The organism is Rhodococcus rhodochrous, assembly GCF_900187265.1.
GTDB classification, from domain to species: domain Bacteria; phylum Actinomycetota; class Actinomycetes; order Mycobacteriales; family Mycobacteriaceae; genus Rhodococcus; species Rhodococcus rhodochrous.
Map to the genome: position 1 here is coordinate 3,556,660 of NZ_LT906450.1, position 17,677 is coordinate 3,574,336.

Annotated in this window: 21 protein-coding genes; 10 read left to right on the plus strand and 11 right to left on the minus strand. The window is 68.8% G+C overall.

What is annotated here, in order from left to right:
* Nucleotides 1-10 precede the first annotated feature (10 nt).
* A complete protein-coding gene (moeZ, locus tag CKW34_RS16315) occupies nucleotides 11-1,243 on the minus strand; it encodes an adenylyltransferase/sulfurtransferase MoeZ (protein WP_059382231.1) in 1,233 nt (410 codons plus the stop codon).
* A 52-nt stretch (nucleotides 1,244-1,295) separates the two neighbouring features.
* Nucleotides 1,296-2,354, minus strand: coding sequence for a DUF3152 domain-containing protein (locus tag CKW34_RS16320; RefSeq protein WP_370670849.1), 1,059 nt, complete (start codon nucleotides 2,352-2,354; stop codon nucleotides 1,296-1,298).
* Between the two features lie 192 nt (nucleotides 2,355-2,546).
* Between CKW34_RS16320 and CKW34_RS16325 the strand changes: the two genes are divergently transcribed.
* Entirely contained in the window at nucleotides 2,547-3,203 is a 657-nt protein-coding gene (locus CKW34_RS16325; protein WP_059382233.1) for a TetR/AcrR family transcriptional regulator, read from the plus strand.
* A 124-nt stretch (nucleotides 3,204-3,327) separates the two neighbouring features.
* Here the strand turns inward: CKW34_RS16325 and CKW34_RS16330 are convergent, their stop codons facing one another.
* A complete protein-coding gene (locus tag CKW34_RS16330; protein ID WP_006550244.1) occupies nucleotides 3,328-3,558 on the minus strand; it encodes a DUF3107 domain-containing protein in 231 nt (76 codons plus the stop codon).
* 57 nt (nucleotides 3,559-3,615) lie between these two features.
* The gene (locus CKW34_RS16335; RefSeq protein ID WP_059382234.1) at nucleotides 3,616-4,320 is read right to left on the minus strand and encodes a ferritin-like fold-containing protein; all 705 of its coding nucleotides are present in this window, start codon (nucleotides 4,318-4,320) and stop codon (nucleotides 3,616-3,618) included.
* Nucleotides 4,321-4,526: 206 nt separating this feature from the next.
* Between CKW34_RS16335 and CKW34_RS16340 the strand changes: the two genes are divergently transcribed.
* The gene (locus CKW34_RS16340; RefSeq protein ID WP_059382235.1) at nucleotides 4,527-6,191 is read left to right on the plus strand and encodes a DEAD/DEAH box helicase; all 1,665 of its coding nucleotides are present in this window, start codon (nucleotides 4,527-4,529) and stop codon (nucleotides 6,189-6,191) included.
* A gap of 4 nt (nucleotides 6,192-6,195) precedes the next feature.
* Nucleotides 6,196-7,401 (plus strand): Rv3212 family protein, encoded by a 1,206-nt coding sequence (locus CKW34_RS16345; protein ID WP_059382236.1) that lies wholly within the window; start codon nucleotides 6,196-6,198, stop codon nucleotides 7,399-7,401.
* A 37-nt stretch (nucleotides 7,402-7,438) separates the two neighbouring features.
* On the opposite strand, the gene CKW34_RS16350 is transcribed toward CKW34_RS16345, so the two are convergent.
* A complete protein-coding gene (locus CKW34_RS16350) occupies nucleotides 7,439-8,239 on the minus strand; it encodes a ParA family protein (RefSeq protein ID WP_059382244.1) in 801 nt (266 codons plus the stop codon).
* Between the two features lie 73 nt (nucleotides 8,240-8,312).
* Here CKW34_RS16350 and CKW34_RS16355 point away from each other — a divergent pair, with 73 nt between their 5' ends.
* Nucleotides 8,313-8,798 carry a GNAT family N-acetyltransferase gene (locus CKW34_RS16355; protein ID WP_059382237.1) on the plus strand — a complete coding sequence of 162 codons (486 nt, stop codon included), beginning with the start codon at nucleotides 8,313-8,315 and terminating at the stop codon, nucleotides 8,796-8,798.
* Nucleotides 8,799-8,804: 6 nt separating this feature from the next.
* On the opposite strand, the gene CKW34_RS16360 is transcribed toward CKW34_RS16355, so the two are convergent.
* Nucleotides 8,805-9,227 (minus strand): hypothetical protein, encoded by a 423-nt coding sequence (locus CKW34_RS16360; protein ID WP_024101488.1) that lies wholly within the window; start codon nucleotides 9,225-9,227, stop codon nucleotides 8,805-8,807.
* A 47-nt stretch (nucleotides 9,228-9,274) separates the two neighbouring features.
* On the opposite strand from CKW34_RS16360, the gene CKW34_RS16365 reads away from it, so the two are divergent.
* Nucleotides 9,275-10,213 (plus strand): diacylglycerol/lipid kinase family protein, encoded by a 939-nt coding sequence (locus CKW34_RS16365; protein WP_059382238.1) that lies wholly within the window; start codon nucleotides 9,275-9,277, stop codon nucleotides 10,211-10,213.
* 272 nt (nucleotides 10,214-10,485) lie between these two features.
* Nucleotides 10,486-10,740: a WhiB family transcriptional regulator gene (locus tag CKW34_RS16370; protein WP_006550236.1), complete on the plus strand. Its 255-nt coding sequence runs from the start codon at nucleotides 10,486-10,488 to the stop codon at nucleotides 10,738-10,740.
* 78 nt (nucleotides 10,741-10,818) lie between these two features.
* Here CKW34_RS16370 and CKW34_RS16375 read toward each other — a convergent pair whose 3' ends face one another.
* Nucleotides 10,819-12,294, minus strand: a complete 1,476-nt coding sequence (locus tag CKW34_RS16375; RefSeq protein ID WP_059382239.1) for a sensor histidine kinase — start codon at nucleotides 12,292-12,294, stop codon at nucleotides 10,819-10,821.
* A gap of 34 nt (nucleotides 12,295-12,328) precedes the next feature.
* Nucleotides 12,329-12,544: a biotin/lipoyl-binding carrier protein gene (locus tag CKW34_RS16380; RefSeq protein ID WP_006550234.1), complete on the minus strand. Its 216-nt coding sequence runs from the start codon at nucleotides 12,542-12,544 to the stop codon at nucleotides 12,329-12,331.
* A 95-nt stretch (nucleotides 12,545-12,639) separates the two neighbouring features.
* On the opposite strand from CKW34_RS16380, the gene CKW34_RS24920 reads away from it, so the two are divergent.
* Entirely contained in the window at nucleotides 12,640-12,714 is a 75-nt protein-coding gene (locus CKW34_RS24920; RefSeq protein WP_022597109.1) for a 50S ribosomal protein bL37, read from the plus strand.
* Between the two features lie 195 nt (nucleotides 12,715-12,909).
* On the opposite strand, the gene rsrA is transcribed toward CKW34_RS24920, so the two are convergent.
* Both rsrA and CKW34_RS16390 read right to left on the minus strand, forming a co-directional pair.
* Complete coding sequence (gene rsrA / locus CKW34_RS16385) at nucleotides 12,910-13,191, minus strand: mycothiol system anti-sigma-R factor (RefSeq protein ID WP_059382245.1); 282 nt, start codon at nucleotides 13,189-13,191, stop codon at nucleotides 12,910-12,912.
* A complete protein-coding gene (locus tag CKW34_RS16390) occupies nucleotides 13,188-13,826 on the minus strand; it encodes a sigma-70 family RNA polymerase sigma factor (protein WP_051033026.1) in 639 nt (212 codons plus the stop codon). The genes rsrA and CKW34_RS16390 overlap by 4 nt, the downstream gene beginning before the upstream one ends.
* A gap of 212 nt (nucleotides 13,827-14,038) precedes the next feature.
* Here CKW34_RS16390 and ybaK point away from each other — a divergent pair, with 212 nt between their 5' ends.
* Complete coding sequence (gene ybaK / locus CKW34_RS16395; protein ID WP_059382246.1) at nucleotides 14,039-14,536, plus strand: Cys-tRNA(Pro) deacylase; 498 nt, start codon at nucleotides 14,039-14,041, stop codon at nucleotides 14,534-14,536.
* A gap of 21 nt (nucleotides 14,537-14,557) precedes the next feature.
* Here ybaK and CKW34_RS16400 read toward each other — a convergent pair whose 3' ends face one another.
* Nucleotides 14,558-15,313 carry an SOS response-associated peptidase gene (locus CKW34_RS16400; RefSeq protein WP_059382386.1) on the minus strand — a complete coding sequence of 252 codons (756 nt, stop codon included), beginning with the start codon at nucleotides 15,311-15,313 and terminating at the stop codon, nucleotides 14,558-14,560.
* A gap of 80 nt (nucleotides 15,314-15,393) precedes the next feature.
* Here CKW34_RS16400 and aroA point away from each other — a divergent pair, with 80 nt between their 5' ends.
* Complete coding sequence (aroA, locus tag CKW34_RS16405) at nucleotides 15,394-16,680, plus strand: 3-phosphoshikimate 1-carboxyvinyltransferase (protein WP_059382384.1); 1,287 nt, start codon at nucleotides 15,394-15,396, stop codon at nucleotides 16,678-16,680.
* A complete protein-coding gene (gene rsgA, locus CKW34_RS16410) occupies nucleotides 16,647-17,666 on the plus strand; it encodes a ribosome small subunit-dependent GTPase A (RefSeq protein WP_059382385.1) in 1,020 nt (339 codons plus the stop codon). The genes aroA and rsgA overlap by 34 nt, the downstream gene beginning before the upstream one ends.
* Nucleotides 17,667-17,677: the final 11 nt, after the last annotated feature.

The following is a 17,677-nucleotide window of genomic DNA, read 5'->3' on the forward strand; positions in this document are numbered from 1 at the left end:
GAGGTCACCGTCAGTAGACCGGTAACGAGGTGTCGACCTGCTGCGCCCACGCGATCACGCCACCATGCAGATGTGTCGCATCCGAGAATCCGGCGCGCGCAAGCACTTCGAGCGCCTCGGCCGAGCGGATGCCCGTCTTGCAGTACAGCACGATCGGGGTGTTCTGCGGCAGGTCGGCGAGGGCCTCACCGGAGAGGATGCGGTCCTTCGGGACGAGCCGGGCACCGTCGATACGGACGATCTCCCATTCGACGGGTTCGCGCACGTCGATCAGCGCGAGGTCGCGGCCCTCGTCGAGCATGCGGCGCAGTTCGGTGGGGGTGACGGCCGATCGCGCCGACGCGGCGGCATCGGGAACGATCCCGCAGAAGGCCTCGTAGTCGACCAGTTCGGTGACCGGCACCCGTCCCGGATCGCGGCGCAGGGTCACCGTGCGGAACGACATCGCGAGCGCGTCGTAGATCATGAGGCGGCCGAGCAACGGCTCACCGATCCCCGTGATGAGCTTGATCGCCTCGGTGGCCATGACGGTGCCGATCGTGCCGGGCAGGACACCGAGCACACCACCCTCGGCGCACGAGGGAACCATCCCCGGCGGCGGGGCCTCGGGGTAGAGGTCTCGGTAGTTCAGGCCGCGCCCGTCGGGGGCGTCCTCCCAGAACACCGATACCTGGCCCTCGAACCGGAAGATCGAGCCCCACACGTACGGCTTGCCGGCGAGGACGGCGGCGTCGTTGACGAGATAGCGGGTCGCGAAGTTGTCGGTGCCGTCGAGGATCAGGTCGTACTGCTCGAACAGCTGCACGGCGTTGCCCGACTCCAGCCGCGTCTCGTGCAGGCGCACGGTGACGCCGTCGTTGATGGCCAGGATGCTGTCGCGGGCGCTCTCCCCCTTGGACCGTCCGACGTCGGAACGGCCGTGGATCACCTGACGCTGCAGGTTCGACGTCTCCACGTCGTCGAACTCGACGATGCCGATCGTGCCGACGCCCGCCGCCGCGAGATACAGCAGTGCGGGCGAACCGAGCCCGCCGGCACCGATGCACAGCACCCGCGCGTTCTTCAGCCGTCGCTGACCGGTGACCCCGACATTCGGGATGATCAGGTGACGGCTGTACCGCGCGACCTCCTCGTGACCGAGCTCCGGGCCGGGTTCCACCAACGGCGGAAGGGATCGGCGCGTCGACGGTGTCGTTGCGGTCACGGGTTCTCCTGTCGCGATGCGTCCTGCGTCACCGTCCATGGTGCCATTCGTTGCTGCAATCCCCGTCCGGCCCGTCGACCCCGACCGGCGCCTACGCCCGCGGGTACGGCCACGGGTTGAACCGGCATCGCGCCCCGTCGGCGGGGACCGTGCCGCCCGGGTCCAGGCGCGCGATGTCGTCGTTGGCGGTACCGAAGGTCTGCTGCATCATGATCGGCGCGAGGCCGCCGTCGGTGGTGCAGGCATCGTGTTGCGCCAGGCCGATGGCGTGGCCGACCTCGTGGTTGACAACGTACTGGCGGTACGACCCGATGTCGCCCTGGAAAGCGACGGCCCCGCGCACCCACCGCGCTTCGTTGAGGAACACCCGCTCCATGGAGGGGTTGAAGCACGATCCCTCGAGCGGGATGTCGTAACCGCATCCTTCGCGGATGGTCATCTGCGAGGTGAGGGAGATCCGGAAGTCCGGCTCGCCGGTGTCGATCCGACGGAAGGCGACCGCCTCGTCGCCGATCCAGCTGCGCGGGTCGGCGAGGGTCCGGTCGACCATCGTCGCGAAGGCCGCGTCGCCGCCGTAGCCGGTGGTGTCGATGCCCTCCTCGAGTTCCACCGTGTAGGTGAACACACGGGTCTGCCCCGCGCCGACCTGCCCCGTGGTGCCGGGCACGACCCGCCACTCCCGCGCACCGACCTCCGTGAACGGGCCGCCCTCCGGCAGCGCACCGGACTCGAGCGACTCGGGGAAGGTTCCCTCGGGTTGCGGGGCCTCGACGATGATCTCGGTGACCTCGCTCGCGACGATCGGGTCGGCGGGCTCCTCCGCTCCGGCGCCACGCGCGGCGTCCCACAGCACGATCAGGGTCACGACGGCGAGGATCGGAACGGCGTAGGCGCGCCAGCCGTAGGTGGCGACGAATCTGCCCACGCGGGTCTGTTTACGGACGTCGCGCTCGGGTCGCGGTCGGCGAGGCGGTCGGTCCGACCGTCCCACCGGGTCCCACACGGCGCGCAGAGGCTGGTGCGACCTACGCCCCGGCTCGGTTCGTTCCGTTCCTCGCGACCGGGACGAACCGGACAGCGTCGGGGAAGGATCTGTCGGCGAGGAGCCCTGCGGACCCCTGCTCTCGCGCACTCCTCCACGCTCGATCACGGATGTCAGGATGTCATATCGAGACCATTTCGATATCCGAAGCGCCGAACGCGCGCCCTATCCGTGCACCGGGAACGGATACTGGTCGGTAGGCCGGTCCGTTCGATATGCAGGTTCACCTGTAACCTGCAAAGACGAGGAGCGCCGAGGTGGCACAGGCCACTGTCGGAGTAGTGCAGATTGGGAGCAAGCATGACCGAAGTCACCGAACGAGCATCCGGCCGGGGTAACAACGGCAAACGGGGCGCCCGGATGCCGCGTGACGAACGTCGTGCACAGTTGCTCGAGGCTGCCAGCGAGGTCTTCGTCACACGCGGTTACCACTCTGCCGGCATGGACGAGATCGCCGAATGCGCGGGAGTGAGCAAGCCGGTGCTGTACCAGCACTTCCCTGGCAAGCTCGAGCTCTACTGCGCCGTGCTGCAGAACTATGTGGACACCCTCATCAACGGCGTCCGCCAGGCCCTGCGGTCCACGACCGACAACCGCCAGCGTGTGCGCGCCGCGGTGCAGGCCTTCTTCGATTTCGTCGACAACGACAGCCAGGGATTCCGACTCGTCTTCGAGTCGGACCTCATGGGCGAGCCGCAGGTGTCGCGGCGTGTCGAGCAGGCCACCGAGGCGTGCGTCGACGCCGTCTTCGACCTCGTGAGCCACGATTCGGGCCTCGATCCGTACCGGGCCCGCATCCTCGCGGTCGGCCTGGTCGGAACGAGCCAGTTCACGGCACGCTACTGGCTCGATGCCGCGCGCCCGATCCCCAAGGAGGACGCCGTGGACACCACCGTGGCGCTGGCCTGGGGTGGCCTGAAGCACGTGCCGTTGCAGCCGGAACTCCGTCGTCGCTGACGACATACGAGCACCGTCGTCGCTGACGACACGTGAGCACCGTCGTCGCTGACGACGCGCGTACATACCGAGAACGACGAACGGGCCGGGGCGCCATGCCCCGGCCCGTTCTCGTCGGTCGCTCTCAGTTGGCGGCGAAGCCGACCTTGCCCAGCGTGGCAGGACCGATGTCCACGTAGCTGATCTTGGCGGCCTGCACGAGAACCTTGCGGCCCTTCTCGTCGACAAGGGCGAGCACCCCGTCGTCGGCGCCGTTCAACGCGGCCCGGACGAGCTTCTCCACCTCGTCGGGCGTCTGGTCGCTGACGACGACAACTTCGCGCGGGCTGTCCGCGACGCCGATCTTGACCTCCACGGTGGACCTCCGATTCTCATGCGTTGAAACCGAGCTGGTACTGCTGTCAGCCCCAGGCTAATGCAGTCCGAGCACCGACATCCGCTCGGCGTGCTCGACCTGCATGCGATCGAACAGCGCGGCGATGTTCGTCAGGTCGCCGGACGCGAGAATCACCAGCTCGGCGAGTTCCTCGTTCTGTGCGAGGACGTACTGCGCCTGGGTGATGGCCTCGCCGAGCAGCCGGCGCCCCCACAGCATCAGACGGTCCTTCTGCAGCGGGCTGCGCTCGACGACCTCGCGGACCTCCTGCACCACGAACTCGGAATGGCCGGTCTCGGCGAGGACCTCCCGGACCACCGTGGACACCTCGGGAGCGAGCATGTCGGCGATCTCACAGTAGAAATCCGCGGCGATCCCGTCACCGACGTATGCCTTCACGAGAACCTCGAGCCACGTCGACGGAGTGGTCGAGGCGTGGTAGGCGTCGAGGGCCTTGCGGTAGGGCTCCATCGCCGCGTAGATCTCGACACCACGATCGGTGAGCGCGGTGTGGAGCGTCTCGAAATGGCTCATCTCCGCAGCTGCCATGCTTGCGAGGGCGACCCGCCCGCGCAGGGACGGGGAGAACCGTGCGTCCTCGGCGAGCCGGTAGAACGCCGAGATCTCGCCGTACGCGAGCACCGCGAAGAGCTCTGCGACACCGGGGTGATCGGCGGGGACTGCGGGTCCGCCCGGCGTCGTGCCGGACTCGGAGGTGGACTGCGGCGTATCGGCTCCCATGACGACGAAGCGTAGTACTACCTCGTGGAATGCGCCGGAACCGGTACAATGGATCGGGAAGCCCGCGCTTCGAGCCGCCGACCGTGGCCCGCGAGCTTCCCAGATAATGTGCGCGCACCCGAACTGCGGATCGCTGCCGCGCTTCGCCGAGCCTGGTGGAAACCGCTCGCGCTGAGGTGCAGGCCGGTCGCCTTTCCCCCTCGTGCGTGCGTGCCGAGACCAGGAAGGCCGGACCCCTGAGCAAGATCACCATCGACCACGAAGACGACGCGAGCGAAACGACCGTCTCCGCACAACTCGACTCCACCCACGTACCCCCCACCTTCGGCGAACTCGGTGTCCGCGACGAGATCGTCCGCGCCCTCGCCGAGGTCGGCATCGAACGCACCTTCGCGATCCAGGAACTCACCCTGCCGCTGGCCCTCGCCGGCGACGACCTCATCGGTCAGGCCCGTACGGGTATGGGCAAGACGTTCGGCTTCGGCGTTCCGCTTCTGCACCGCATCGCCACCGAGGGCTCCGGCACGACCACCCTCGACGGCACTCCCCGTGCACTCGTGATCGTCCCGACCCGCGAGCTGTGCATCCAGGTCACCAACGACCTCGTGAACGCTTCCAAGTACCTGCCCGGCAGCCGCAAGTCGGGCCTCGAGGTCCTGTCGATCTACGGTGGGCGCCCCTACGAGCAGCAGATCGACGAACTGAAGAAGGGTGTCGACGTCGTCGTCGGTACTCCCGGTCGTCTGCTCGATCTCGCCAACCAGGGCCATCTGATCCTGGGCAAGATCGGCGTGCTCGTCATGGACGAAGCCGACGAGATGCTCGACCTCGGCTTCCTGCCCGACATCGAGCGCATCCTCACGATGGTCCCCGACCGTCGTCAGACGATGCTGTTCTCGGCCACCATGCCCGGCCCGATCATCACCCTCGCCCGCACGTTTCTGAACCGCCCGACGCACATCCGTGCCGAGGAGGCCGAATCGTCGGCCGTGCACGAGCGCACCCAGCAGTTCATCTACCGGGCGCATGCACTCGACAAGGCCGAACTCGTCGCCCGCGTGCTGCAGGCCGAGGGTCGCGGCGCCACCATGGTCTTCACCCGCACCAAGCGCACGGCGCAGAAGGTGGCCGACGACCTCGTCGAGCGCGGTTTCGCGTGCGGCGCGGTCCACGGCGACCTCGGTCAGATCGCGCGTGAGAAGGCACTCGACAAGTTCCGCAGCGGCAAGATCGACGTGCTCGTCGCCACGGACGTCGCCGCCCGCGGCATCGACATCGACGACGTCACCCACGTCATCAACTACCAGTGCCCCGAGGACGAGAAGACCTACGTCCATCGCATCGGCCGTACCGGTCGCGCCGGACGCACCGGTATCGCGATCACCCTCGTCGACTGGGACGACGTGCCGCGCTGGCAGCTCATCGACAAGGCTCTCGATCTCGGTATCCCGGATCCGATCGAAACCTACTCGAGCTCCCCGCACCTGTTCGAGGAGCTGAACATCCCGTCCGACGCCACCGGACGCGTCCGCAAGGCTGCTCCCGCCGCCTCGGAGAACGGTGAGAAGCGCGAGCGCATCGAGCGCGAGGGCGGATCCCGCCCGAAGCGCAACCGGGTCCGCCGTCGTACCGTCCGCGGAAAGTCGGCCGACGGCTCCGCAACGGATGTGGCCGCAACCGGTTCGGACGACTCGGTGAAGGCCGAGAACGGGTCTGCCGCAGCGGAGACGGGTGAGGACACCGGGGCGGCCGCTCCGGCACGTCGTCGCCGTCGTCGCCGTCGCACCCGCTCGGGCGAGGGCCCGGCCGGTCGCGCAGAGCAGCAGGACACGTCGAACGTGGAAGCGGTCTCGACGTCGTCTGCCCGATAACCACGTGCTCGCGCCCGAGCGCCGCACCCGCACCGACCTTCTCGTCGCAGCCGCACTCGTCGTCACCGCTCTGGTGGCGGCGAGTGTCGTCTGGCTGAACTCGGATGCGCGGGGCACCACGTCGACCACCTGGGACGGCCCTGTCCCCACTCTCGCTGCCGCGCAATCTCTTCCGCGCACGCTCGCCGAACTGTGGCGTGCTCCGAGTACGGCGACGACCGCACCGGTGGTGTCCGGCGGCACGGTCGCCACGGCAGACGGTGGTGCGGTGGTCGGCCGCGACCCGCACTCGGGCGAGGAACGCTGGCGGTACGACCGCGACCGGGCGTTGTGCGCGGTCACCGAAGCCTGGGGCGACGTGGTCTCAGTCTATCGCGGCCCGCGGGGATGCGGTCAGGTCACCGCGCTCGACTCGGGCAGTGGCTCTCGGGGCGCGCAACGGTCGAGCGACGCCGACGATCCGATCCGGGTCGTCGACGCCGGTTCGCACCTGATCGCCTTCGGTGAGTCGCGTCTGGAGATGTGGCGCTCCGATCTGGTGCGCACGGTCGAGTACGGGCGCGTCGATGCACCGGTGAACCCGGGCGCCCAGCCCCGATCCGGTTGCGAACTGCGCTCGGCGGATTCGGGCGCCGAAGTGCTCGCCGTGCTCGAACAGTGCGCGAACGAGCCGGCCAACCGGCTCACCCTTCTCGATCCCACCCCTGACGACAGCACCAAGCCCGAGGAGTTCGCCTCGTCGGTGCTGCCGGAAGCGGGCGGGGATTCCCGCATCGTCGCGGTGGTCGGCGACCTCACGGCGGTCTACCTGGCCCCGGACGACAACGACGGGCCCCGCATCGAAGTCTTCGACAGCGAGGGCGTCCTCGTCGACACGCACACCCTGCCGCGTCCTGCCGGCGAGTCGGACGATCCCGCCCTCGAGCGCGGCGGCGTGCTCGTGTGGTGGACCGGCCGCGACACCGTCGCACTGTCCACCACCGATTTCGCTCCGCAGTGGACCGTCGAGGACACCCTCGGCAACGGCGATGTCATGGCCGGTTCGCTGCTTCTTCCCGTCGAGGACGCCCTCCTGGGCGTCGACTCACGCACCGGCGAACCCGGCCCGCGCATCGACGTCGAGCGCGGAGCGGTCTCCACGGTGAACGTCGCCGTCGCCGGGGACGTCGTGGTCGAGCAGCGCGACGACGAACTCGTGGCATTGCGCTGAGGGCGGGCCGCCCGGCCGGTGTCGACGCGTGGCCGGCTCAGTCGGCGACGACGGTCTCGAAGGTCTCGAGTTCCGCCTCGCCCGACCAGTACCGCAGCAGGTTCTCCGCAAGCGCACGATAGGCCTCGGCACCCTTGTTCTTGCGTCCCGCCAGCACCGTCGCGCCCGAGGCGGAGGCCTCCGCGAAACGGACAGTGCGGGGTACGGGCGGGGCCAGCACCGGCAGGTCGTACCGGTCGGAGACATCGGCGAGCACGTCGCGACTGTGTGTGGTCCGCGAGTCGTACAGGGTCGGCAGCGCGCCGAGCAACTCGAGATCCGGGTTGGTGATCTGCCTGACCTCGTCGACGGTACGCAGCAACTGCCCCACTCCACGGTGGGCGAGCGTCTCGCACTGCAGCGGAACGAGCACGGACCGCGCCGCGGTGAGACCGTTGAGCGTGAGGACGCCGAGGGAGGGCGGGCAGTCGATCACGACGACGTCGTAGTCGTCCTCGACCGACGCCAGGGCCCGCTTGAGGGTGTATTCGCGCCCCGGCTTCATGAGCAGCATCGCCTCCGCACCCGCGAGGTCGATGGTCGCCGGCAGCAGCGACATCCCTTCCGCGGTGTCGAGCAGGACGTCCTTCGTCTCGACGCCGCCCACGAGCACGTCGTGAACTGATTGTTCGAGCTTGTCGGGGTTGTGTCCGAGGGAGAAGGTCAGGCACCCCTGGGGGTCGAGATCGACGACGAGCACCCGCCGGCCCAGCGCCGACAGCGCGGCCCCCAACGACGCGACGGTGGTCGTCTTGGCGACGCCACCCTTCTGATTTGCCACTGCAAGTACCGTTGCCACGACCCGATCCTCGCGCACTCGGCGGCGCAGCGCGAGGTGAACCCGCCCACGAGACCGCAGGAGGCTGCCCGTCGTGATCCGCAGAGCCACCCCCGAGGACGTCCCCGCGATCACCGGGCTGGTCTACGACCTCGCCGAGTACGAGAAGGCGCGGCACGAGTGCACCGTGGTGCCCGAGCAGATCCTCGAGGCCCTGTTCGGGCCGCAGCCCTCGGTGTACGCGCACGTCGCGGAGGAATCCGGAGAGGACGGCACCGAGGGCCGGGTCGTCGGGGTGGCGTTGTGGTTCCGGAACTTCTCCACCTGGGACGGCGTGCACGGGATCTACCTCGAGGATCTGTTCGTCCGTCCCGAACACCGCGGCAAGGGACACGGACGCGCACTGCTCGCGGCGCTCGCCCACGAATGCGTGGAGCGCGGTTACACCCGCCTGAGTTGGTCGGTGCTGGACTGGAACGAGCCGTCCATCGGTTTCTACCGATCCCTCGGTGCCGTCGCGCAGGACGAGTGGACGACCTTCAGGCTCAGCGGCCCCGCTCTGCAGGCGCTCGGCAGCTGAGCCGGATCACTCGTCGACGTCGGGCGCGTACTCGTGCGCGAGCCACCGCGACGTGGGCGGGCTGAACAGCAGCACGAGCGTGGGGACCACGACGAGCGCCAGCACGGTGCCGATGACCGGCTGGTGGGAGTCGGTCAGCAGCGACCACACCACGGGCAGCAACAACAGCTGCGCGAGTATCGCCACGGCACGTCCCCAGCGCACACCGCGCACGAGCGCGATCCCGCCGGCCAGGACCCCGCCGAACAGGATGAACAGCCACAGCGCGAAGCCGTAACCGTTGGTGACCGACTGATCGTGTTCGCCCGAGGCGGCGCGGATGATCGAGTACACCGCGAACCCCATCGCGACGACGCCCTCGAGGACGACGAGCCAACCGGCGGCACGCACGGTCGACGGAACGCTGCTGCGAGGTGTTTCGAGAGGCACCCGTCCAGCGTAGTGGACCCGCCGGGCACCACTTAGGCTGATGTTCCGTGCGCGCCCTGCTGATCGTGAACCCGAATGCGACGACGACCACCCCGGCCGGTCGCGACCGCCTCGCTCACGCCCTGAGAGGCCGGCTCGCGCTGACCGTCGCGCACACCACGCACCGCGGGCACGCCGCAGAACTGGCGCGTTCGGCGCACGCCGACGGGATGGACGTCGTCGTCGCGCACGGGGGCGACGGCACCGTCAACGAGATCGTCAACGGCCTCCTCGGCCCCTCCCCCGACCGAGGCGCCGATCCGACCCTTCCGCGACTCGCGGTGGTGCCCGGCGGCTCGGCGAACGTGTTCGCGCGATCCCTGGGGCTGTCCGCCGATCCGCTCGAGGCCACCGAGCAGGTACTCGAGTCGCTGCAGGAGGGCAGGACCAGCCGGATCGGCCTCGGCCACTGCGACGGGCGGTGGTTCACCTTCAACGCGGGCCTCGGTCTCGACGCCCAGGTGTGCGAGGCCATAGACCTGAGCCGCGCCGAGGGCAAGAAGGTGACGACGGCGCGCTACGTGCGGCACGCGGTGGCCCGGTTCTTCGCGTCGAAGCGGGACGAGCCGGCGCTCACGCTCGAGATGCCCGGATCCGAACCCGTTTCGGGGGTGCACTATGCGTTCGTGTCGAACTCGAGTCCGTGGACCTATCTCGAGTCCCGGCCGGTGCACACGAATCCCGGCACCTCGTTCGACACCGGTTTGGGTGTGTTTGCCATGACGACGACCCGGGTATTTCCGAGCCTGCGGGTGGTGAGACAACTTCTGGCCGCCCGCGGCGAGCCGGCGTCGCCGCATCTGGTGCGTGCGGACGATGTCGCGCGCGTGCGCGCCCGGGCCTCGCGCCCGATCGGACTTCAGGTCGACGGCGACTATCTCGGACTCCGCACCGAGGTCGAGTTCGTGTCCGTGCGGTCGATCCTCGATGTCGTCGCGCCCCGCTGACGATCCCCATTAGCGGGACAGCGACAGAAAGAAAAGCACGAATTCTGTGATTACCACTACCTTCTCGGCTCGAGGGGAGTAGAAAGAGGGATTGGCGAACTCGTAGCTCACAACAGCGTGAGCTTCCCCACGATCGTGGTCGATTCTATTGACTCCACGCTCGTTCGTGAAAGCATTCACAAGTAACCGCGCGGAAACACTCCGTGCCACAGGCGTGAACACGCATTGACCAATCAGCCGGTGCACACGCACCATCGAAGGAGAGTAGAAGCATGGACTGGCGCCACAAGGCCATCTGCCGCGACGAGGATCCGGAACTGTTCTTCCCCGTGGGAAACAGCGGCCCGGCTCTCGCGCAGATCGCGGATGCCAAGCTCGTGTGCAACCGTTGCCCCGTCACCGCCGAATGCCTCTCCTGGGCGCTCGAATCCGGCCAGGATGCCGGCGTCTGGGGCGGCATGAGTGAGGACGAGCGCCGCGCTCTCAAGCGTCGCAACGCCCGCACCCGCGCTCGCACGGCGGTCTGAGCAACTCCGACAGACGTTCGAAGGCCCGGCTCCCCCACGGGGAGGCCGGGCCTTCTTACGTGCACGGTCGGAGAACGATCAGGCGACCGGCACCTTACCCAGCGGTAGTTGCAGGCGTGCATCGGTCCCGCCGACCTCGTTGGACGTCAACTCCAACGATCCGCCGAGCTCGGCAGCCACGAGGGTCCGGACGATCTGCAGACCGAGCCGGTTCGACGCCTCGAGGCTGAACCCCTCGGGAAGCCCCTTCCCCTCGTCGCGGACCACGACGTCGAGCATGCGGGCCGAACGCTGGGCATTGACGGTGACCGTGCCGTTCACGCCCGGATCGAAGGCGTGCTCGACGGCGTTCTGGACGAGTTCGGTCAGCACCATGACCAGAGGCGTGGCGCGATCCGCGGGGAACACGCCGAGGTTCCCCTCCCGCACCACCCGGATCTGGCTGCCCACCGTCGACACGTCGACGACGATGGGGATCAGCTGGTCGAACACACCGTCGAGATCGACCTCCTCGTCCACGGACATCGACAGCGCCTCATGGACCAGGGCGATGGATGTCACGCGACGGACCGCCTCCCCCAGGGCCTGCTGGGCCTCCGCGTTCCCGGTTCGGCGCGCCTGCAGTCGCAGGAGCGCGGCGACCGTCTGCAGGTTGTTCTTGACGCGGTGGTGGATCTCGCGGATGGTCGCGTCCTTGCTCAGCAGTGCCCGGTCGCGTCGCTTGACCTCGGTGACGTCGCGGACGATCACCGCGGCGCCCCGGATCTTCCCTCCCGGGTTCAGGACCAACGCACGGATCAGAACGGTGGCACCGAGTGCCTCGATCTCCATGCGCTGCCCCAGACGGCCCTCCACGGCCCCGCGGAGGTAGTCGGTGACGTCGCGACTCTCGAAGGGGTCGGTGACCAGCGCGCGGGTCGTCTCGACGAGATCCTGACCGATCAGGTCGGAATTCAGACCCATCCGGTGATAGGCCGACAGCGCGTTGGGGCTCGCGTAGACGACCTTGCCGTCCCGGTCGAGCCGGATGAACCCGTCGCCCGCGCGCGGACTCGACTTGGTGTCCGAACGCGCCTCGGGTGTCGGGAAGGTGCCTTCGCTGATCATCCGGTAGAGGTCGTCGGCGCATTCGAGATAGGCCGTCTCGAGCGCGCTGGCCGACCGCCGCGACACGCGGGCGGCGTCTCGGCTGAGCACCGCGACGACCCGCCCGTCCCAGCGCACCGGCACGGCCTGACGGATGTTGATCCCGGCGCCCGGGGACGACTTGACGTCGACGATCTCTCCGGTTTCGAAAGCCTCACGGACGTAAGGATGTTCGTTGTCGGAGACGAGCGTGCCGACGGCGTCCTCGGGGATCACCGTCGAGGCGGTGGTGGGCCGGCACTGTGCGACGCACACGATTCCGGACGGCGCCGCGTCGACCCACAGGAGGACGTCGGCGAACGACAGGTCGGCGAGCAACTGCCACTCGCCCACGACACGTTGGAGGTGATCGACGGCCGCGCCCGGAAGATCCGTGTACCTCGCGAGCAACGAACTGAGTGTGGACACGGGAACCGCTTTCGTACTCAGGAGATATCCGCCGTCAGGAGATCACGGCGATGAGGTCGCCCTGCTGGATGACATCCCCGACCGAGACACCGACGGAGGTCACGGTGCCCGCCGACTCGGCGAGCACGGGGATCTCCATCTTCATCGACTCGAGGATCACCAGCGTGTCGCCTTCGGCAACTACGTCACCCTCTCGCACGACGACCTCGAACACGGTCGATACCATCTCCGCACGTACGTCTTCCGCCATCGAACACCTCGTTTCACACTCCGGCGGCGGACCTGCCGACAGGACCACTCGACCGCACGTGAAACACTGTAATGAACGAGAAAGGAGATCCCACCATGGGTAAGCGAGGTCGCAAGAAGCGCAGCCGCAAGGGTAACGCCGCCAACCACGGCAAGCGTCCCAACGCCTGAGACGCGGACAGGGGCCGGAAAGCAGCAGCTTTCCGGCCCCTGTCACGTTCGGGGGTCTCGCCTGCGACTCGGTGCGAGTGGAACTCGCCTGCGACTCGGTGCGAGTGGAACTCGCCTGCGACTCGGTACGAGTGGAACTCGCCTGCGACTCGGTACGAGTGGAACTCGCCTGCGACTCGGTACGAGTGAACTCGTCTACGACCCGGCGCTGTCCGTCTCGGTGATCACCACGGTGCGGCGGATCTGCAGCATCAGCCGCTCTCTCAGCCCCTCGGGTGCGTGTTCCCCTCCGCACTTGCGGCTGAGCAAGGACTTGATCTTCTCCTCGATCCCGTAGGCCTCGAGGCAGGTGCCGCACTCGTCGAGGTGCCGCTGCAGTTTCTCGCGGGAACCGGCGTCGCACTCGGAGTCGAGAAGCAGGTAGACGTCCGCGATGACCGCCGAGCAGTCGAGTCGATCGAAGTCGGGTTCGCTCACTGCGGTGCTCCCTTTCCGCTCTCGGTCTGATCCGATGTTCCGGTTGCCGCGTCCACGGCCTTCTCCCGCATGAAACCGCGATCGCGCGCCACGTCGGCCAGCAGGCCCCGCAGCTGCTTGCGACCCCGGTGCAGTCTCGACATCACGGTGCCGATCGGCGTCCCCATGATCTCGGCGATCTCCTTGTAGGGGAACCCTTCGACGTCGGCGTAGTAGACGGCCATGCGGAACTCCTCGGGAAGCTCCTGCAGCGCCGCCTTGATGTCGTCGTCGGGAAGCGCGTCGAGCGCCTCGACCTCCGCGGACCGCAGACCGGTCGACGAATGCTCGGCCGTGGCGGCGAGCTGCCAGTCGGTGATCTCGTCGGTCGGGTACTGCGCGGGCTGCCGCTGACGCTTCCGGTACGAGTTGATGTAGGTGTTGGTGAGGATCCGGTACAGCCAGGCCTTGAGGTTGGTGCCCTCGCGGAACGACCGGAAGGCGGAGAACGCCTTGATGTAGGTCTCCTGCACGAGGTCCTCGGCGTCGGAGGGATTGCGGGTCATCCGCAGCGCAGCGCCGTAGAGCTGATCGAGCAGGGGAAGCGCATCCCGCTCGAACCGCTCGGTCAGTTCTTCCACAGACTCCTCGATCACACCGATCCCTTCATCGACGCCTGCCGAGAAGGCTACCGGTCCGTCGGGGTCCGGATCGGCGGGACGTCTGACGGCGTCCGGTCGAGGCGGGCACAGCACTGCCACGAATTCTCCGATCGTCGGGTGTCGGGTGGCCGGTGGATCCACCCGTCGGTGTGCAACGCCGTACCCGCCGCACTTGTTCCCCACCTCCGGTTTTCTAGAGTGATCGGATGGCCTCGACATCCACTCCCGCGACGGTGTTGTTGAAGCGCGAGAAGGTCGCGCACCGGGTCCACGAGTACGCACACGACCCGAGGTCGTCGTCCTTCGGCGCCGAAGCCGTCGAGGAACTCGGCGCACGTCTCGGGGTCTCCCCCGATCAGATCTTCAAGACGCTGGTGGTGTCGCTGTCGGACGGCAAGCTCGCCGTCGCGGTGATCCCGGTCCCGGCGACGCTGTCGCTGAAGGCCGCAGCAGGGGCACTGGGCGGCGGCAAGGCCGTGATGGCCGATCACACCGCCGCCGAACGCGCGACCGGATACGTCGTCGGTGGCATCTCTCCGCTCGGGCAGCGCAAGCGTCTGCGCACCGTGATCGACGTCTCCGCCGAGCAGTGGGACCGGGTGCTGTGCAGCGCGGGGCGGCGCGGACTCGAGATCGAACTGGATCCGCACGATCTGATCCGGCTGACCGGTGCGGTCGTGGCCCCGATCACGGCCGGGCCGTAGAGCACCGCGGCCCGGCGGCACCTACAGCAGCACCATCTGGTCGCCGGCGCCGTCGTCGGGTTGCAACAGTTCGGGGCCGTTGTTGCGGATGCTGTTGACCTTCGCGGACACGCGGCGGATCTCGATCGCCGAGATCGCCTCGAGGCTCGGCACGATCAGATCCGGGTGGCCGAGGCTGTCGGGGTCGAGCCACGCGTCCCATCGCTCCGCGGGGAGGATCAGCGGCATCCGCTCGTGCACGTTGCCGAGTTGCTCGACCGACTGCGCGGTGAGGATCGCCGTGCTCGACAGCGGTGGTGCCTTCGGGTTCCGCGGGTCGCGCCACTCCGCCCACACTCCGGCCATGCAGATCCGCGATCCGTCGGCGGGCGCCATGAAGTACGGCACCTTGCGGGGTCTGCCGTCCGGCGCGGGTTCGACCTGCCATTCGTACCAGCCGTCCATCGGGACGAGGCACCGCTTGTGGCGCAGCGACCGTGCGAAGCTCGGCTTGGTGGCGACCGACTCGGATCGTGCGTTGATCAGCGGTGCGCTTCCGCCCACCTCCTCGGCGAACGGCGGCACGAGTCCCCAGCGCATGCGCCGGACACGGCGGCGGACGGGACCGTCGGGATCGTCTCCGTCGTGCCGGGCGACGACGGTGAGCACCTCGGTCGTCGGCGCGACATTGTAGTCGGGCCCGCGCCGGTCCCGGCCGCTGTCGCCGGTCTCGTCGAGTGCGTCGAGTTCGACGGCGAGCGTCGCCGGGTCGGCCGTGGAGACATACCTTCCGCACATGCCGTCGAGTGTGGCATCGCCGGGTGACGGAACCGACACCGGCGCGCACCGGGTGGGCGAGGGTGCCCGCACCGGTCCGGATGGGCGAAGATGGTCGGGTGAGTCTGTGGAGAGCACCCCGCGCCGTGTCCCCGGTTCGAGCGTCGGTGACGCTGCCGGGATCGAAGTCGATCACCAACCGTGCCCTGATCCTGGCCGCACTCGCCGACGGGCCGTCCACCCTGACCGGCGCGCTGCGCAGCCGCGACACCGATCTGATGATCGGGGCCCTGCGCACGCTCGGCACGACCGTCACCGAGCGCGACGGCGGCACCACCCTCGACGTGACCCCCGGTGCCCTGCGCGGAGGTGAGGTCGCCTGTGGACTGGCCGGCACCGTCATGCGGTTCGTTCCGCCGCTGGCCGCACTGGCCGACGGCGACGTGCGGTTCGACGGCGACGAACAGGCCCGCGTCCGCCCGATGAGCACCGTGCTCGACGCCCTGCGCGCCCTCGGCGCCGACATCGACGGCGACCGGCTCCCCTTCACCGTGCACGGCCGCGGTGCGGTGCGCGGCGGTTCCGTCACCATCGACGCGTCCGCCTCCTCGCAGTTCGTCTCGGGTCTGCTGCTGTCCGGTGCCGCCTTCGACGAGGGCGTGGTGGTCCACCACGCCGGCGAACCGGTGCCGTCGATGCCGCACATCGAGATGACGGTCGAGATGCTCCGCGCGGCCGGGGTCCCCGTCGATACCTCGGAAGCCGACACCTGGCGGGTGCCCCCGACGACGATCAAGGCCGTCGACGTCACCGTCGAGCCCGACCTGTCGAACGCGACCCCCTTCCTCGCGGCCGCGGCGGTCACCGGTGGTGTCGTCTCGGTGCCCCTGTGGCCCGAGTCGACCACTCAGGCCGGCGACGCGATCCGCGGCATCCTCGAGCAGATGGGCGCCGAGGTGACCTGGGCCGACGGGACGCTGACCGTGCGCGGCCCCGGCGAACTGCGGGGGCTCGACGTGGACCTGCACGACGTCGGGGAGCTGGCACCGACCGTCGCGGCCCTTGCGGCGGTCGCCGCTTCGCCCTCCGACCTGCGCGGCATCGCGCACCTGCGCGGTCACGAGACCGACCGGCTCGCGGCACTCGCCACCGAGATCGCCCGTCTCGGCGGGTCCATCACCGAGACCGAGGACGGGCTGCACATCGAGCCGGCTCCGCTGCACGGTGGTATCTGGCACTCCTACGCCGACCATCGGATGGCCACGGCCGGGGCGATCCTCGGACTCGTCGTCGACGGGATCGAGGTCGAGGACATCGGCACCACCGCCAAGACGCTCCCCGACTTCGAGGGTCTGTGGGAGTCGCTGCTGACGGGGAGCGACTCCTGAGGCGGCGGGAGTACGACGAGTCCGACGTCCGGGTCCGCCCCGGACGCGGCTCGCGGCCGCGCACGAAGGATCGCCCGGCCCACCGCAATGCCGAGGAGGGCATGGTCGTCACCGTCGACCGAGGTCGGTGGGGTGTCGCACTCGGCGGTGATCCCGACCGGATCGTCACCACGATGCGGGCACGTGAGCTCGGCCGGACCCCGATCGTGGTTGGCGATCAGGTGGGTGTCGTCGGCGACCTCTCCGGTCGCCCCGACACGCTCGCGCGCATCGTGCGGGTCGAGGACCGCAGCACCGTGCTGCGACGCACGGCCGACGACACCGACCCGTTCGAGCGCATCGTCGTCGCCAATGCCGAACAGCTGCTCATCGTGGTCGCACTCGCCGATCCCCCACCGCGGACCGGACTGGTCGAACGCGCACTCGTCGCAGCCTATGCCGGGGGTCTCGCCCCGTTGCTGGGACTGACCAAGAGCGATCTCGCCGATCCCGACGAGTTCGCTGCACACTTCGCGGATCTCGACATCCCGGTGCTGCTCGTCGGTCAGGGCGACGATCTCACCGCCCTGCACGAGCGGATCGACGGTCGCGTGACCGCCCTGATCGGGCACTCGGGGGTCGGCAAGTCGACACTGGTGAACAGGCTCGTCCCCGACGCCGACCGCGCCACCGGTGAGGTCTCCGGGGTGGGCAAGGGACGGCACACCTCCACCCAGTCGGTGGCCCTGCACCTGCCCGAGGGCGGGTGGGTGGTCGACACCCCGGGCATCCGGTCGTTCGGGCTCGCGCACATCGGGCCCGACGACGTCGTCGCATCGTTCGGGGACCTGGCCGAAGCGGTCGAAGACTGCCCGCGCGGGTGCACGCATCTCGGCCCGCCCGCCGATCCCGAATGTGCCTTCGACTCGTTGGAGGGCAAGTCGCACAACCGGGCGATGGCCGTGCGTGAACTGCTCACGGCGCTCGCGTCCAACGACCCTTGGTGAACCGACGAACC

Coding starts and splice junctions, on each gene's coding strand:
- CKW34_RS16325 (WP_059382233.1), top strand. CDS start 2,547: ATGACCGAAGTCACCGAACGAGCATCCGGCCGGGGTAACAACGGCAAA.
- CKW34_RS16380 (WP_006550234.1), bottom strand. CDS start 12,544: ATGGCGGAAGACGTACGTGCGGAGATGGTATCGACCGTGTTCGAGGTC.
- CKW34_RS16370 (WP_006550236.1), top strand. CDS start 10,486: ATGGACTGGCGCCACAAGGCCATCTGCCGCGACGAGGATCCGGAACTG.
- ybaK (WP_059382246.1), top strand. CDS start 14,039: ATGGCCTCGACATCCACTCCCGCGACGGTGTTGTTGAAGCGCGAGAAG.
- CKW34_RS16335 (WP_059382234.1), bottom strand. CDS start 4,320: ATGGGAGCCGATACGCCGCAGTCCACCTCCGAGTCCGGCACGACGCCG.
- moeZ (WP_059382231.1), bottom strand. CDS start 1,243: ATGGACGGTGACGCAGGACGCATCGCGACAGGAGAACCCGTGACCGCA.
- aroA (WP_059382384.1), top strand. CDS start 15,394: ATGGGCGAAGATGGTCGGGTGAGTCTGTGGAGAGCACCCCGCGCCGTG.
- CKW34_RS16400 (WP_059382386.1), bottom strand. CDS start 15,313: ATGTGCGGAAGGTATGTCTCCACGGCCGACCCGGCGACGCTCGCCGTC.